General features: G+C 63.1%; 14 protein-coding genes. 6 read left to right on the top strand and 8 right to left on the bottom strand.

The genetic code is table 11. The features are described from left to right. Positions 1–35: 35 nt before the first annotated feature. On the top strand, positions 36–530 hold the full coding sequence (locus V6M61_RS11700) for a glycine zipper 2TM domain-containing protein (RefSeq protein WP_332776747.1): 495 nt from the start codon (positions 36–38) through the stop codon (positions 528–530). An 18-nt stretch (positions 531–548) separates the two neighbouring features. Here V6M61_RS11700 and V6M61_RS11695 read toward each other — a convergent pair whose 3' ends face one another. After that, complete coding sequence (locus tag V6M61_RS11695; RefSeq protein ID WP_332776746.1) at positions 549–1,073, bottom strand: FKBP-type peptidyl-prolyl cis-trans isomerase; 525 nt, start codon at positions 1,071–1,073, stop codon at positions 549–551. Between the two features lie 14 nt (positions 1,074–1,087). Between V6M61_RS11695 and V6M61_RS11690 the strand changes: the two genes are divergently transcribed. Both V6M61_RS11690 and V6M61_RS11685 read left to right on the top strand, forming a co-directional pair. Further along, positions 1,088–2,293, top strand: a complete 1,206-nt coding sequence (locus V6M61_RS11690; RefSeq protein WP_332776745.1) for a JmjC domain-containing protein — start codon at positions 1,088–1,090, stop codon at positions 2,291–2,293. A 32-nt stretch (positions 2,294–2,325) separates the two neighbouring features. Beyond that, positions 2,326–2,841, top strand: a complete 516-nt coding sequence (locus tag V6M61_RS11685; protein ID WP_332776744.1) for a hypothetical protein — start codon at positions 2,326–2,328, stop codon at positions 2,839–2,841. On the opposite strand, the gene V6M61_RS11680 is transcribed toward V6M61_RS11685, so the two are convergent. The 7 genes from V6M61_RS11680 to V6M61_RS11650 all read right to left on the bottom strand — a co-directional run bounded on the left by V6M61_RS11680 (position 2,838) and on the right by V6M61_RS11650 (position 9,317). Next, the gene (locus tag V6M61_RS11680; protein ID WP_332776743.1) at positions 2,838–3,284 is read right to left on the bottom strand and encodes a hypothetical protein; all 447 of its coding nucleotides are present in this window, start codon (positions 3,282–3,284) and stop codon (positions 2,838–2,840) included. The two genes, V6M61_RS11685 and V6M61_RS11680, sit on opposite strands and share 4 nt — an antisense overlap. 106 nt (positions 3,285–3,390) lie before the next feature. Next, positions 3,391–4,164, bottom strand: coding sequence for an MBL fold metallo-hydrolase (locus V6M61_RS11675; RefSeq protein ID WP_332776742.1), 774 nt, complete (start codon positions 4,162–4,164; stop codon positions 3,391–3,393). 44 nt (positions 4,165–4,208) lie between these two features. Continuing rightward, positions 4,209–5,285, bottom strand: a complete 1,077-nt coding sequence (gene bamC, locus V6M61_RS11670) for an outer membrane protein assembly factor BamC (protein WP_332776794.1) — start codon at positions 5,283–5,285, stop codon at positions 4,209–4,211. 71 nt (positions 5,286–5,356) lie between these two features. Continuing rightward, positions 5,357–6,250, bottom strand: a complete 894-nt coding sequence (dapA, locus tag V6M61_RS11665) for a 4-hydroxy-tetrahydrodipicolinate synthase (protein ID WP_332776741.1) — start codon at positions 6,248–6,250, stop codon at positions 5,357–5,359. Between the two features lie 136 nt (positions 6,251–6,386). Continuing rightward, positions 6,387–6,962 carry a class I SAM-dependent methyltransferase gene (locus V6M61_RS11660; RefSeq protein WP_332776793.1) on the bottom strand — a complete coding sequence of 192 codons (576 nt, stop codon included), beginning with the start codon at positions 6,960–6,962 and terminating at the stop codon, positions 6,387–6,389. Positions 6,963–7,075: 113 nt separating this feature from the next. Continuing rightward, a complete protein-coding gene (locus V6M61_RS11655) occupies positions 7,076–7,888 on the bottom strand; it encodes an SDR family oxidoreductase (protein ID WP_332776740.1) in 813 nt (270 codons plus the stop codon). 166 nt (positions 7,889–8,054) lie between these two features. Beyond that, positions 8,055–9,317 carry an MFS transporter gene (locus V6M61_RS11650; protein ID WP_332776739.1) on the bottom strand — a complete coding sequence of 421 codons (1,263 nt, stop codon included), beginning with the start codon at positions 9,315–9,317 and terminating at the stop codon, positions 8,055–8,057. A 159-nt stretch (positions 9,318–9,476) separates the two neighbouring features. On the opposite strand from V6M61_RS11650, the gene V6M61_RS11645 reads away from it, so the two are divergent. From V6M61_RS11645 to parC, 3 genes are all read left to right on the top strand, one after another. Further along, positions 9,477–11,447, top strand: a complete 1,971-nt coding sequence (locus tag V6M61_RS11645; protein WP_332776738.1) for a DNA topoisomerase IV subunit B — start codon at positions 9,477–9,479, stop codon at positions 11,445–11,447. 329 nt (positions 11,448–11,776) lie between these two features. Further along, positions 11,777–12,598 carry a lytic transglycosylase domain-containing protein gene (locus V6M61_RS11640; RefSeq protein ID WP_332776737.1) on the top strand — a complete coding sequence of 274 codons (822 nt, stop codon included), beginning with the start codon at positions 11,777–11,779 and terminating at the stop codon, positions 12,596–12,598. Positions 12,599–12,670: 72 nt separating this feature from the next. Continuing rightward, positions 12,671–15,028 carry a DNA topoisomerase IV subunit A gene (parC, locus tag V6M61_RS11635; protein WP_332776736.1) on the top strand — a complete coding sequence of 786 codons (2,358 nt, stop codon included), beginning with the start codon at positions 12,671–12,673 and terminating at the stop codon, positions 15,026–15,028. Positions 15,029–15,045: the final 17 nt, after the last annotated feature.

The raw sequence follows: 15,045 nt of genomic DNA, 5'->3' as shown, positions 1-15,045 counted from the left end.
GGGAGCTCGCTGCTGGCACCTTCGAGGAGAATCCCATGCGTCATATTCATATATCACGTCTCCCATCAATCGCCCTGAGCGCAGTCCTGCTCGCGGGACTGGCAGCCTGCGGCACGCAGCCCGCCGATACCAGCGGCCCGGTCTATTCGTACCCGGCCAATACTTACCCGTACAGCGCCCCCGGCTATGTCGAGTACGGCCGCGTGACGGGTGTGGAAGTCATTCGCATCCAGGAGCCTGGCCAAGGCACGGGCGCGGGCGTGGTGATCGGTGGCATTACTGGCGCGGTCATCGGCAACCAGATCGGTAGCGGCAGCGGCCGCGACGCCGCACGGATCGCAGGCGTTGTCGGCGGCGCCATTGTGGGTAACGCCATCGAGAAAAATGCGAGAACTGAAACGCGTGAAATTTACCGGATTTCAGTGCAGGTCGACAACGGCTCCTACCGCTCGTATGACGTTGTTTCTTTTGGCGGCTTGCGCGTCGGCGACCGGGTGCGGATTGAGAACAATCAACTTTACCGGCTCTAAACGGCAAACCGCCGCCGCTCAATGCAGCGTGTCGTTGCCGGGCGTCAAGGGCTCCAGCTTGAAAAAGCCGGTGCCCAGGGAGCCGCGGCCGATTTCCTGCTCGGTGGCCTCGCGCACCGATTCGACCTTCAGGTTCAGGCGGAGGGCAATTCCGGCCAGGGGGTGGTTGCCATCGAGCACCACGTGCTCGGGGTAGATTTCCGTGACGGTGTAGATACGGTCCTGCGGGATCTGGGCGTTGCTGCCTGCCGGTAGCGTTGCGCCGTCAAAGGTCATGCCTTCTTCAAGCTCGGCCGGAAACAGCGTGCGGGCTTCGAGGAAAACGAGGTGTTCATCGTATTCGCCAAAGGCGTTTTCAGGCTCCAGGTGCAGCTCCAGCGTGTCGCCCACGGCGTGGCCTTGCAGGGCCTCCTCGATCTTGGCGAGCAGATCATCGCCCCCCAGCAGGAACTCGACGGGCTCGTCCAATTCGTCCAGCACTTCGCCCAAAGTATCTTTCAGCGTCCAGGTCAGGGCAACGACGCATTGAGGGGTGATTTTCATCCGACAATTGTCCCATGGATGTCAATCAACCCCTTGCCCTGCTGGCCGGCCTGAGCCCGGCGCAATTCATGCGCCGTTACTGGCAAAAAAAGCCTTTGCTGGTGCGCCAGGCCATCCCCGGTTTCAGTCCTTTGCTGAGCCGCCCCGAGCTGTTCAGGCTGGCCGCCAGCGAACAGGTGGAGTCCCGCCTGATTGTTCACAACCAGGCCGGCTGGCGCATGAAGCAGGGCCCGCTGGGGCCGCGCAGCCTGCCTGCCTTAAGCACGCCGGCCTGGACCTTGCTGGTGCAGGGCGTGGACCTGCATGAGCGGCGCGCCCACGCGCTGCTGCAGAACTTCCGCTTTGTGCCCGATGCGCGGCTCGATGACCTGATGGTGTCGTTTGCCACGGCGGGCGGCGGGGTGGGGCCGCACTTTGACAGTTACGACGTGTTTTTGCTGCAGGCCAGCGGCCGTCGCCGCTGGAAGATCGGCAAGCAAAAAGACCTGAGCTTGCAGGAGGGCGTGCCCCTGAAGATTCTGCAGAACTTTGAACCCACCGAGGAGTTCGTGCTGGAAGCCGGCGACATGCTCTACCTGCCGCCGCGCTATGCCCACGATGGCGTGGCCGAGTCGGCGCTGGGCCCTGATGGCAAGGCGGCAGACTGCATGACTTACTCCATCGGTTTCAGGGCGCCCGGCCGGGCTGAATTGGCGGGGGAGTTGCTGCATCGTCTGGCCGAGTTCAGTGAAGATGCGCTGCAGGCGTCGCTGGGCTCATCGGCCAGGGGCGCTGGCAAACAGGCCCCGATTTACAGCGATCCGGCCCAGGCGGCGACCACTACGCCCGCGGCGATGCCTGCAGGCCTGGGCGAGTTTGCCCGGCAGGCCGTTCTGGATGCCATGAGCGATCCGCTGGCATTGGACTGCGCCCTGGGGGAGTGCATGACGGAGCTCAAGCCATCGGTGTGGTTTGACGCGCCGTCGGCGCCGTGGGATGCTACCCATGCAGGCGGCATTGCCCTGCACGCCCGCACCCGGATGATGTACGACGCGCACCATGTTTTCATCAATGGCGAAAGCTACCGCGCCATGGGGGCCGATGCACGGCTCATGCGGCGCCTGGCTGATCAGCGCAGCCTGTCGGCACGCGATCTGGCCAAAGCCAGCCAGGATGCGCTGGCATTGCTGAGCGACTGGCATGAAGATGGATGGCTTGAAAACGCGCCTTTGAGCGCTTGACGCGGCAGGCGACAACCCCATGGAGGCCCCGAATGGATACTGCAACCCCATCAACTGAGCCTTTACCGGCCCTGCTGGAAGGCCGATTTGGCGGGCGTGCTGAATTTACGGCGCTGGTTCGCCACGCGTTTGCGGCGGCAGCCGCGCAGGGCTGGCGTGAAATTATTCTGTGCGACGCCACCTTTGAGGACTGGCCCTTGGGGGAGCGCGCGGTGGCGCAGTCCCTCAACGACTGGTCAAAAACCGGGCGAAAACTCATCCTGTTGGCCAAGAACTACGATGAGCTGATGCGCCGGCATGCCCGCTTTGTCACCTGGCGGCGCACCTGGTCGCATATTGTGGAGTGTCGCGGCAATGCCGCGATGTCGGCCGACGACTTTCCCAGCGCCTTGTGGAGCCCGGTCTGGGTGTTTGAGCGGCTGGAGATGGAGCGCAGCACCGGCTTTGCCGGGTCGGAAGCCTTGCGGCGCATTGCCCTGAAAGAGCGGCTCGATGAGCGCCTGTTGAAGAGTTCGCCCGCGTTTGCGGCGACGACGCTGGGTATTTAAGGGCACTGTGTGGTTTTTGTGCCGGATTGCGCTACCCCGGCCGGTATTTTTACGAAATAAGGGTTTTCAGGGTTGCAAAAGGCGACATATAATTTACGGCTGGGGAGAAAGAGCTCGAGTCCTTTCACCCGGTCAAAATGCAACTCGAATCTTTGATTTGAGTTTTTTTTTGACAGTTTCCGGAAATTGTTTTCTTTTAATTCATCAAGGATCGTACAAATGAACAAGTCACTCGTTTTGGCAGCCATCGTTGCCGCTGTTGCCCTGGCTGCTTGCGGTAAGAAAGAAGAAGCGCCTGCCGCTGCACCAGCTCCTGCTGCTGCACCTGCACCCGCCGCCGCACCAGCTCCCGCTGCTGCACCTGCTGCTGACGCTGCTTCCGCCGCTGCTGCACCGGCTCCCGCCGCTGCACCTGCTGCCGACGCTGCTGCTGACGCTGCCAAGAAAGCTGCTGAAGCTGCAGCACCGAAGAAGTAATTCTTCCCTGTTCGAAAAAGCCGCCTCCGGGCGGCTTTTTTTATGGCTTCTGGGGATTTTGAAAGCCGAAGTTCAGGCGTGCAGCCAGGGTGTTCCGGTCAGCGCACCGGCCACCACGATGTCGTCTTTTTCGAAGCCGACCGCACCGGAGAGCACTTCCTGGGCCAATTCAGGCCGGTTGTTTTGTTCGCTCAGATGGGCCGCGACCAGATGCTTGAGCCCATCGTGCAAGACGGCGCGTGCAATGTCGCCGGCTGCCGCATTGGACAAATGCCCGTAGTTGCCGCCCACCCGTTTTTTCAGGAAGGCGGGGTAGACCGACTGGGCGAGCAGCTCGCTGTCATGGTTGCATTCCAGCAGCAAGGCATCGCAATGCTGCAGGTGCGCCAGCACATGCGAAGTGGCATGGCCGAGGTCGGTCAAAATGCCCAGCTTGGCGGCGCCATCGGTGCAGGTCAGCTGCAAAGGTTCGCGGGCATCGTGGGGCACGGTGAACGGTGTCACCTGCAGGCCGCCCAGATCAATCGCCTCACCATCCCGCGCTGTTTTGAGCAGACCTTCAAAATCCGGCGCGCCGATGGCGGCATGGGTGCCGCGGCTCATCCAGACCGGAATGCGGTAACGCAGGGCGAATGAGCGGGCGCAGCCGATGTGGTCGCCATGCTCATGGGTGATGAACACGGCATGGATGTCGCTGGCCTGCAGACCCGCTTGCGCAAGCCGGGCCAGCAAATGCTTGAGCCCCAGCCCGCAGTCGATCAGGAGGCGAAAAGCCGGCGCACCGGTCGTTTCGACGACAGTGGCGTTCCCCGAACTGCCGCTGCCGAGGCTTTTAAACCGTAACACCTTGCGGCAAAGTGAAGGCCTGTTTGTTTCAGGCCGCCAAAGCTTTACTTCAGGTCGTCTGCAATGACTTGCACGATGCGCTGGGCATTGGCCGATGACTCGGCCGCGCCCTGGGCATTGAGCACGGACACCGTGGTGGACTCGCCCTGGCTGCGCACTGCAATGCGGTATTTCAGCGGGGCGGCGGCAGCGGGCGTGCCGCTGAACAGCTTGCTGAAAAAGCCGGGTTCTTTTTTGTCCGCAGGGGTGGGCTCCACGTAGCGCACGAAATACATGCCCTGGGTTCGGTCGCGGTCTTCGACGGTAAAGCCGGTGCGATCGAGCGCCAGCCCGACCCTGCGCCAGGCGCGGTCAAAGCTTTCATCAATTTGCACGACAGGCTGGTTGTTGACCGTCGCCACGCGCGAGGTCTGTTTGGCGCCGCCGGCGGCGATCAGCGCTTTGGACTGCTCCTGGGTCACGCCCAGTTTCACCATCAGGCGCCGCAGAAACTCGGCTTCGAGCTCGGGATCGGCGGGCTTGGGCTGCCACAGCGTATCGGCCCCCGATGCCGTGCCGCCGGTACGCGTGGTCACGGTTTCAACCATGCCGCGGTGGCTCACGTAAATCTCGGTGCCGCCGCTGGCGTTGCGTTCCAGGCGGGTGCGGAACTTGTCGCGTTCACCGGTGGAGTACAGGCTGTCCAGCACTTTGCCCAAGGCGTTGCGGATGAAATCCTGGGGCAGCTTGGCGCGGTTTTCGGCCCAGTCGGTTTCCATGATGCCCAGGTTTTGCTGGTCCAGGGTGAGCAGAAAGCCGCTTTCCTGCCAGAACTCGCGCACGGGCTCCCACAGCTTGTCGGCCGGCCGGTTGACGACCAGCCAGCGCTGATTGCCGGAACGCTCGATGCGGACATCGGCAACGGCCATGGCGGCGGTGGGCACGGATTTGTCGGCCTGGCCCTGCGCGAAGCCGCTGGCCGTCACCGCAACGCCGGGGACGACATAGCGGGTGTCACGCGTGAGTTGCGTCAGGTCGGGGGGGACGTCGAGTGAAGGGCCCTTGCCGCTGGATTTGTAGTCCACCCGGTCGTTTTGCAAAATATCCAGGGACGAGCAGCCCGCCAGTGCCATGACGGCCATCAAGACGGAGGTGATGCAGGCCGTGCGTGCCGTGCAGTGTTTCAATGTCTTCACTAGGGTTCCCTTAAAAATCAGATCAGGCCGCAGACGCGCAGGGCGTTTTCGACGATGGCTTGGTTCGGTGTTTCGAGTGGTGTCATGGGCAGGCGCAAGGTGCCGCCGCACAGGCCCATGCGGGCCATGGCCCATTTGACGGGAATCGGGTTGGCTTCCACGAACAGCTGCTTGTGCAGTGGCAGCAGTTGCAGCTGGATCTGCATGGCGCGGCGTGCATCTCCGGCCACGGCGGCCATGCACAGCTCGTGCATCAGCCGGGGTGCGATGTTGGCGGTCACGCTGATGTTGCCCTGGCCGCCGCACAGCATCAGGGCGACGGCCGTGGCGTCGTCACCGGAATAAACCGCGAAGTCGGCAGGGGTCTCTTTGATCAGCCACTGGGCCCGTTCTATGTTGCCGGTGGCTTCCTTGATGCCCACAATGCCGGGCACCTGGGCCAGGCGCAGCACCGTGGGGTGCAGCATGTCGGCCACGCTTCGGCCGGGCACGTTGTACAGCACCATCGGCAGGTCGACCGCTTCGGCGATTGACCTGAAGTGCTGGTACTGGCCTTCCTGGGTGGGCTTGTTGTAGTAGGGCACGACCTGCAGGTGGCAGTCGGCGCCGACTTTTTTCGCGAACCGGGTCAGCTCGATCGCCTCGGCGGTCGAGTTGGCGCCGCAGCCGGCCATGATGGGCACCGCTTTGCTGCCATGCGTTTTGGCCTGCTCCACCGAGACGCGAATGATCTCGCAGTGCTCTTCGACATTGACGGTGGGCGATTCGCCGGTGGTGCCGACCACGCCGATGCAGTCGGTGCCCTCGGCGATATGCCAGTCCACCAGTTTGCGCAGGGTGGGGTAGTCCACGCTGCCGTCTTCATGCAGGGGGGTGGCCAGTGCCACGATGCTGCCGGTAATGGTTTTCATGTCTGGTTGGTCAGTTCTTGCGGCCAGCGGGCATCAAACCCGCCCTTAAGGCCAATCCTGCATTCTACCCAGAGGCCAGGGCTGGTTCGCGCCAACAATGGGCGTGCCTTTTTAAGGGGAATGAGGGGGAATGGCGCTAAGGCAGTGGATAGCGTGGCGGCCCGTGCGAAGCTTCCCCTTGAGCGGTGGTTTCGCGCACGGCGGCAATGCGCTGGATGAAACGCGGCGACTGCCCTGCCGGGCCTTCCTGGTAGCCGTCTTCAAATGCAACCACCCGCAAAGCACGGCAGACCTCCAGCAATTCGCCGGGGCGCAGCAGAAAATCGGGCCGGGACGGCTTGCCGACAGTCTCGTTGCCCTGTGCAAAGGTTTCGTAAATCAGCACGCCGCCGGGGGCCAGGCTCGCCAGCAGGGTGGACAGCAGCGGGCGCCAGAGGTAGTTGGTCACCACCACCGCGTCAAACTGGCGGCCGGCAAAAGGCCAGGGCCCATTTTCAATATCAGCCACGACCGCTTCGCAGCCAGGCGCCTCGGTTGCTATAGACTCAATAGCTGCTGGCGAAATATCTACAAGGGTAAGAAGGTGATTTCGCTTGTGAAACCAGCGCGCATGGCGGCCATGGCCGCAGGCCACGTCCAGCACCCGGCCTTGAGGCCGCACCAGATGCGCCCAGCGCTGCACCCAGGCCGAAGGCGCTTCACCTCCGTGCAGCCGCTCACCAAGCGTGGGGGCAGCACAATTTTCCGCCGGGCCGCCCCAAGGAAAATTAGCCCCCTCGGGGGGCAGCGCAGTACACGAAGTGACAAGCGTGGGGGCCATATTCTTCAATGCGGTTTGACCTCGTCTTTGAGTGCCGCCAGCGCCATCGCTTCCACTTTGCCGGGAGCCAATAGTTTGAGCCAACGTCCCAGTTTGCCTTTGGCCGTCATGACCACCTCGCGCTCGCGCCGTTCCATGCCCTGCAGAATCAGCCGGGCGCATTCTTCGACGCTCATGGCATCGTCTTCTTTCAGGCCACTGGCGCCTGCGGCTACACCTGCCGCGTTAAAGCCGCGGTAGCGGATATTGGTGGCCACCACGCCCGGGTAGACGGTGGTGACGCTGACGCCCGCCGTCTTCACTTCCGAGCGCAAGGCTTCAAAAAACCCGGTCATGGCAAATTTGGTGGCGCAGTAGGCGGTGCGGCCCGGCACGCCAATCAGGCCGGCCAGGCTGGACACCGCCACGATGGAGCCGCGGCTTAGCTTCAGATAGGGCAGGGCCGCGTGGGTGCACCAGACGCTGCCCCAGAGGTTGATGCGCATCAGGTTCTCGTACCAGGGCAGGTCGGCGGCCTTGACATCTTCAAACAGGGCCTGCGCGGACATGCCGGCGTTGTTGATCAGGGCATCGATGTGGCCGAACTTTTCGGCGGCTGCGGCGATCAATGCGCGGCACTGGGGCTCGATCGAAACGTCGGTCTTGACCACCAGGGTTTGGGCCCCATGCTCGCGGCAGTGCGCCGCGATCGCGTTCAGGGCCTCTTCATTGCGTGCGGCCAGCACCAGGCCTACCGCGGCCCGGTGCGTAACGGCCAGCTGCCGCGCCATTTCAGCGCCTATGCCGTCAGAGGCACCGGTAATCACTATTGTTTTCATAGCGGTTAACACCTGTCTGAATTGGGCTGGAGGCCGAAATGGCATCTAAAAACAGGCCCAAAGCTGATCCGCCAGTGTGACCAGAAAAGCGGGGCGGGTGTACAGGGCAAACACCCCCAGCGAGGCCGCGATGGCCAGACTCCAGAGAACGGCTCTCCTGGCCAATTCAGGCCCCCTGTGGCAATTGGCCCGGGCGGGTGCGCTGGATCGGGGCTTCGCGGACCGGCAAATTCACCAGGGCGGCAAACACGCCCAGCGCGATCGCGAGGTACCAGACGATGTCATAGCTGCCGGTGCGGTCATAGAGATAGCCGCCCAGCCAGACGCCCATGAAGGAGCCGATCTGGTGGCTAAAGAAGATGAAGCCGCTGAGCATGGACAGGTGCTGGATGCCGAAAATCTGCGCCACCACCGCATTGGTCGGCGGAATGGTTGACAGCCACAGCAGGCCCATGAGGCTGGCGAAGATATAGACGCTGGCGGGGCTCAGTGGCGCGGCCAGAAACACCGCAATGACAATGGCGCGGGCCAGATAAATGGCGGCCAGGATGTTCTTTTTGGCGATTTTCTGGCCCAGTGCGCCGGCCGCATAGGTGCCAAACACATTGAACAGGCCGATCAGCGCCAGTGCGTAGCTGGCCACCTGCGGCGACAGCCCCTTGTCCCGGAGATAGCTGGGCATGTGCACGCCGATAAACACCACCTGAAAACCGCAGACAAAGTAGCCGGCCATCAGCAGTTGAAAGCTCGGGTATTTGAAGGCTTCGCGCAGCGCCTGGCCAATGGTCTGCTCGCGCTTGACCGCCTGGCCGCCGGTAAACCCCGCCTCACGCAGGCCCAGCGCCAGCGGCACGATCAGCAGCACGGCGGCTGCCAGCGCCAGCAGGGCCTCCTGCCAGCCCAGGCTGCTGATCAGAAAACCCTCGGTGGGCACCATCAGGAACTGGCCAAAGGAGCCGGCCGCTGCCGCCACCCCCATGGCCCAGGAGCGCCGGCTGGCCGAGATATTGCGCCCAATCACGCCATAAATCACCGCATAGGTGGTGCCGGCCTGCGCCGCGCCTATCAGTACCCCGGCCGTCAGCGTGAACAGCAAACCTGTGGCCGACAGCGCCATGCCGACCAACCCCAGCGCATAAAGCAGGGCCCCCACGACAATCACGCGGAAAGCGCCAAAGCGGTCGGCCGCCATGCCGGCAAAGATGCCACAAACGCCCCAGGCCAGGTTTTGCACGGCAATCGCAAAGGCAAAGGTCTCGCGCGTCCAGCCTTGCGCCTGCGTGATCGGCTGCAGCCAGAGGCCGAAACCGTGGCGTATGCCCATGGACAGCGTCACCACGGCGGCGCCGCAGATCAGCACCTGCAGCATGGACAGGGTTTTGGGGGCGTTTGGGGCGAATGAAGTAGATGGGGCGGTATTTTCAGACATGGGCTGACTGTAACGAAAATAGCCATTTGACGTCGTCGCCGGTCCGGCCTTGCGGCCCCCTTCCAGCCCCACGAACGGGGTGATAATTGTTGGGTACTGTGATTTTATCCAGCTACTTTTCCCGCGCCGTCTACAATCGGCCCAACTATTTCATCTGCCATGGCTGTCCAATTACCTACCGAATACTCTGAAGGCTCGATCCGCGTGCTCAAGGGCCTTGAGCCCGTCAAGCAGCGTCCGGGCATGTACACGCGTACCGACAACCCCCTGCACATCATCCAGGAAGTGCTGGACAACTCGGCCGATGAGGCCCTGGCCGGTTATGGCAAGAAGATCAAGGTCACCTTGCACACCGACGGCTCGGTGACGCTGGAAGATGACGGCCGCGGCATCCCGTTTGGCCTGCACCCGGAAGAAAAAGCGCCGGTGGTTGAGCTGGTGTTCACCCGCCTGCACGCGGGCGGCAAGTTCGACAAGGGCAAGGGCGGCGCCTACAGCTTCTCGGGCGGCCTGCACGGGGTCGGCGTCAGCGTCACCAACGCCCTGTCGAAACGGCTGGAAGTGAGCTCCTACCGCGAAGGCATGGTCGCCAGGCTGGTGTTTTCAGGTGGCGATGTCATTGAAAAACTGCATCTGCGCAAAGCCGCCGACGGGGACCGCAAGTGCGGCACCACCGTGCGGGCCTGGCCGGACGCCAAATACTTTGAATCCGCGGCCTTGCCCATGGCCGAGCTGACGCACCTGCTGCGCAGCAAGGCCGTGCTGATGCCCGGCGTGACCGTGACGCTGACGGTCGAGAAAACCAAAGACACGCAAACCTGGGCCTACAAAGGCGGGCTGCGCGACTACCTGATGCAGGCCCTCACTGCCGACCCGGTGATCCCGATGTTTGAAGGCGAAGGCTTTGCCGATGCCGCGCATGACAGCTTTGCCGAAGGCGAGGGCGCCAGCTGGTGCGTGGCCTTCACCGAAGACGGCCAGCCAATGCGCGAGAGCTACGTCAACCTGATTCCGACCAGCGCCGGCGGCACCCACGAAAGCGGCCTGCGCGACGGCCTGTTCAACGCCGTCAAGAGCTTTATCGAGCTGCATTCGCTCTTGCCCAAGGGCGTTAAGCTGCTGCCCGAAGACGTGTTCGCCCGCGCCAGCTATGTCCTCTCAGCCAAGGTGCTGGACCCGCAGTTTCAGGGCCAGATCAAGGAGCGGCTTAATTCCCGCGACGCGGTGCGGCTGGTGTCCAGCTTTGTGCGCCCGACGCTGGAGCTGTGGCTGAACCAGCATGTGGAATACGGCAAAAAACTGGCCGAGCTCGCCATCAAGGCCGCACAAATGCGGCAGAAGGCCGGCCAGAAAGTCGAAAAACGCAAAGGCTCCGGCGTGGCCGTGCTGCCGGGCAAGCTGACCGACTGCGAGAGTAAAGACCTGGCGCACAACGAGGTGTTTCTGGTCGAGGGCGACTCGGCCGGGGGCAGCGCCAAAATGGGCCGCGACAAGGAAAGCCAGGCCATCCTGCCGCTGCGCGGCAAGGTGCTCAACACCTGGGAGGTCGAGCGTGACCGGCTGTTTGCCAACACCGAAATCCACGACATCGCGGTGGCCATCGGGGTCGATCCGCACGGCCCCAACGACACGCCCGATTTGAGTGGCCTGCGCTACGGCAAGGTGTGCATCCTCAGCGATGCGGATGTGGACGGCTCGCACATCCAGGTGCTGCTGCTGACCCTGTTTTTCCGCCACTTTCCCAAACTGATTGAAGCTGGTAATGTGTATGTAGCGCGCCCACCGCTGTTCCGCGTGGACGCGCCGGCACGTGGCAAAAAACCGGCCTCCAAGGTCTATGCCCTTGATGAAGGCGAGTTGACTGCCATATTGGATAAATTGCGCAAGGAAGGTGTGCGTGAAAACGCCTGGAGCATCAGCCGCTTCAAGGGCCTGGGTGAAATGAGTGCCGAACAATTGTGGGAAACCACCCTCAACCCGGATACCCGCCGCTTGCTGCCGGTGCAGCTCGGCAATCTGGATTTTCTGCAAACCGAAACCCTGATCACCAAACTCATGGGCAAAGGCGAAGCGGCGGCGCGCCGCGAGCTCATGGAGCTGCATGGTGATGCGGTCGAGATCGATATTTAACCTAGAAACCGCAGTTGACCGCTCATATTCCGCTGGCAAGACCGCATGAACACACACTTATTCGCTCACGCACGAGTTCACCTTTTGGCAGGCAGCGCTACGCCCCCGATTGAGCCGCCCTGGCGCGCGCTGGCGGCGTTGCTCCTCCTTGCGGGCATTAGCCCGCAGCGTCGTCACGCCTTGCCAGCCCACCCCAGGGCGGCCCACTCGGGCGCGTCCAACTACGGTTTCTAGGTTTAATGGCCAGTTCAGTTCATTTGTTCCCGCTGCAAAAACCCCTTCCGTCCCCGGCGCCGGTCGCTGGCGGGTCGCCTTGGCGTGCACTCCTGATGACGGTGACACTGGCGATGGCCGGCCTGTTCAGCGCGCCCGCAAAGGCCGACATCTGGGGCTATGTCGATGCCAAAGGGGTGGCGCATTTCTCCGCGGAGCGGCTCGATGAGCGCTACGAACTCTTCTTTCGGGGTGGCGAGAGTTTTTCTGCGGGCAAGGTGGCCGGGCCAGGCGCCAGCGATGGCGCCTCCCGGTCTACCGGTGATGGTGTTGTCCGGCCCGCCGGTTTAGCCGGCGCCCCCCCCAAGCTGCTGGCCTATTTCGACGTGTCGCCCGACTACAAGGCCGTCAAGCACCTGCTGCGCGAAGCGTCCCTGGCCCACGGCATTGATTATGAGCTGCTGCAGGCCCTGATTGCCACGGAGTCCGGCTTTGACGCGCAGGCCGTCTCGCCCAAGGGCGCCGTCGGTTTGATGCAGCTGATCCCGCCGACGGCCCAGCGCTATGGCGTGCGGGCCGACAAAAACAAGACCATAGCGAAAAAGCTGACCGACCCCAAAACCAACATCCGGGCCGGCTCCAGCTATTTGCGCGATCTGATCAGGATGTTCCCCGGGCAGCTGGAACTGGCCATTGCCGCCTACAACGCCGGTGAAGGGGCGGTGCAGCGCGCGGGCAACAAGATTCCGAACTACCCGGAAACCCGCAATTACGTCAAAACCGTGATGCAGCTCTACAACCACCTCAAGCCGCCCAGCATGATGGGCGGTGGCAGGGTGCGCATGGAAATGATGGGCGGCTCTTTGGGCCGCAACAACATGCTGCCCACCCTGGTTGCAGCACCTTCCCTGCCTGAACTCAAGCCCGTACAGGATTGAGCGCCTGTTGTTCACCCGGGCGCTTTTGCGCGCCGGGCCTTCTTATTAAATTGTTTCGCAGTTTGAACCCCCATGGACGATCTTTTTACCCCCAGTACCGAATCCCTGAGTCCTGAACCGGCGGACCAGGACTCGCTGGCCGCTTACGCCCAGCGCGCCTACCTTGAGTACGCCTTGAGCGTGGTCAAGGGGCGGGCCTTGCCCGATGTGTGCGACGGCCAGAAGCCGGTGCAGCGGCGGATCTTGTACAGCATGGCGCGCATGGGCCTGGGTTTTGGCGGCGCCAATGGCAACACGGGCGCCAAGCCGGTCAAGAGTGCCCGTGTGGTGGGTGATGTGCTGGGCCGCTTTCACCCGCATGGCGACCAGGCCGCCTACGACGCGCTGGTGCGCATGGCGCAGGACTTTTCCCAGCGCTACCCGCTGATCGACGGGCAGGGCAACTTTGGCAGCCGCGATGGCGACGGCGCAGCGGCCATGCGCTACACCGAAGCGCGGCTGGCCCGGATCACCAGCCTGCTGATGGACGAGATCGATGAGGGCACGGTGGATTTCGTGCCCAACTACGACGGCTCGACCGAGGAGCCCAGGCAGTTGCCGGCCCGCCTGCCGTTCACCCTGCTCAACGGGGCCAGCGGCATTGCCGTGGGCCTGGCCACCGAAATCCCGAGCCACAACCTGCGTGAAGTGGCCGATGCCTGCGTGGCATTGATCAAGACGCCCAAGCTCCCGGATGACGAGCTGTACACGCTGATTGCCGGGCCAGATTACCCGGGCGGCGGGCAGATCATTTCAACGGCGGCCGACATTGCGGCGGCCTACAGCAGCGGCCGGGGTTCGCTCAAGGTGCGCGCGCGCTGGAAGATTGAAGACTTGGCGCGCGGCCAGTGGCAACTGGTGGTGCAGGAGCTGCCGCCAGGTGTCAGCACGCAGCGCGTGCTCGAGGAAATCGAGGAGCTGACCAACCCCAAGATCAAAACCGGCAAGAAGGCGCTGAGCCAGGACCAGATCCAGCTCAAGCAAACCGTGCTGGCTGTGCTTGATGTGGTGCGCGACGAATCGAGCAAGGATGCCGCTGTGCGCCTGGTGTTCGAGCCCAAGACCAGCCGGATCGAACAGTCCGAGCTCATCAACACCTTGCTGGCGCACACCAGCCTGGAAAGCTCTTCCTCCATCAACCTGACCATGGTGGGGCTGGATGGCAAGCCGACGCAGAAATCGCTGCGGCAAATGCTGCTGGAGTGGATTGAGTTCCGCCAGACCACGGTGCAGCGGCGCTCGCAGCACCGGCTGGACAAGGTGCTGGACCGCATTCACATTCTGGAGGGGCGGCAGCTGGTGCTGCTCAACATCGATGAAGTGATTGCCATCATCCGCCAGTCCGACGAGCCCAAGGCGGCGCTGATCGAGCGCTTCCGTTTGAGCGATCGGCAGGCCGAGGACATTCTCGAAATCCGTCTTCGCCAGCTGGCCCGGCTGGAGGCCATCAAGATCGAGCAGGAGCTCAAAACCCTGCGTGAAGAGCAGGGCAGGCTCGAAGAGATTCTGGGCAGCCCGGCAGCGCTTCGCCGGCTGCTGATCAAGGAAATTGAAACGGACGCCAAGCAGTTCGCCGATGCGCGCCGCACGCTGATCCAGGCCGAGAAAAAAGCCGTGCTCGAAGTCAAGGTGCTGGACGAGCCGGTGACGGTGGTGGTGAGCAGCAAGGGCTGGGTGCGCGCCCGCACCGGCCACGGCCATGAGGCGGCCAGCTTTGCCTTCAAGGCCGGCGACGGGCTCTATGGCACGTTTGAATGCCGCACGGTGGACACCTTGCTGGCGTTTGGCTCGCGCGGCCGCGTCTATTCCGTGCCGGTGGCCTCGCTGCCCGGTGCGCGCGGCGATGGCCAGCCGCTGACGACGATGATTGACCTGGAGCCCGGCACGCAGCTGACGCATTACTTTGCCGGTCCGGTCAGTGCTGCGCTCCTGCTCAGCGCCAGCGGCGGCTACGGCTTCCTCGCCACGGTCGAGAACATGACGTCCCGGCTGAAAGCCGGCAAGGCTTTCATCAGTTGCGGCGAAGGCGAAACCATCTGCAGGCCGTCGCACGCCGCATTCAACAGCGGCGCGACGCCTTTGGTTCCCGCCACGCACGTGGCCTGCGCCTCTACGGGCGGCCGCATCCTGACTTTTGAAATCGGCGAACTCAAGCTGCAGGCAGCCGGCGGGCGCGGCCTGATGCTGATTGACCTGGATGCCAAGGACACGCTGGCCGGCGCTGCGGCCTACACGCGCAGCGTCAAGATCGAAGGCATAGGCCGCGGTGGCAAGGCGCGCGAAGAAACGCTGGAAATCCGCAGCCTGAACAACGCCCGGGCCGCACGCGCACGCAAAGGCAAGGCCGCCGATCTGGGCTTCAAGCCAACCGGGATCACCCGGGTCGAGTAGTGATTTGAGTGCGAAAT

This window comes from Polaromonas sp. (assembly GCF_036676035.1).
Classification (GTDB): domain Bacteria; phylum Pseudomonadota; class Gammaproteobacteria; order Burkholderiales; family Burkholderiaceae_C; genus Polaromonas.
The sequence above is the reverse complement of the archived record's forward strand: the minus strand, read 5'-3'. Positions and strand labels throughout refer to the sequence as shown.

What these genes read in the sequence shown, in the direction of transcription:
- V6M61_RS11700 (WP_332776747.1), top strand. Translation starts at nt 36, where the DNA reads ATGCGTCATATTCATATATCACGTCTCCCATCAATCGCCCTGAGCGCA.
- V6M61_RS11695 (WP_332776746.1), bottom strand. Translation starts at nt 1,073, where the DNA reads ATGAAAATCACCCCTCAATGCGTCGTTGCCCTGACCTGGACGCTGAAA.
- V6M61_RS11690 (WP_332776745.1), top strand. Translation starts at nt 1,088, where the DNA reads ATGGATGTCAATCAACCCCTTGCCCTGCTGGCCGGCCTGAGCCCGGCG.
- V6M61_RS11685 (WP_332776744.1), top strand. Translation starts at nt 2,326, where the DNA reads ATGGATACTGCAACCCCATCAACTGAGCCTTTACCGGCCCTGCTGGAA.
- bamC (WP_332776794.1), bottom strand. Translation starts at nt 5,285, where the DNA reads ATGGCCGTCATGGCACTGGCGGGCTGCTCGTCCCTGGATATTTTGCAA.
- dapA (WP_332776741.1), bottom strand. Translation starts at nt 6,250, where the DNA reads ATGAAAACCATTACCGGCAGCATCGTGGCACTGGCCACCCCCCTGCAT.
- V6M61_RS11655 (WP_332776740.1), bottom strand. Translation starts at nt 7,888, where the DNA reads ATGAAAACAATAGTGATTACCGGTGCCTCTGACGGCATAGGCGCTGAA.
- V6M61_RS11650 (WP_332776739.1), bottom strand. Translation starts at nt 9,317, where the DNA reads ATGTCTGAAAATACCGCCCCATCTACTTCATTCGCCCCAAACGCCCCC.
- V6M61_RS11645 (WP_332776738.1), top strand. Translation starts at nt 9,477, where the DNA reads ATGGCTGTCCAATTACCTACCGAATACTCTGAAGGCTCGATCCGCGTG.
- V6M61_RS11640 (WP_332776737.1), top strand. Translation starts at nt 11,777, where the DNA reads ATGACGGTGACACTGGCGATGGCCGGCCTGTTCAGCGCGCCCGCAAAG.
- parC (WP_332776736.1), top strand. Translation starts at nt 12,671, where the DNA reads ATGGACGATCTTTTTACCCCCAGTACCGAATCCCTGAGTCCTGAACCG.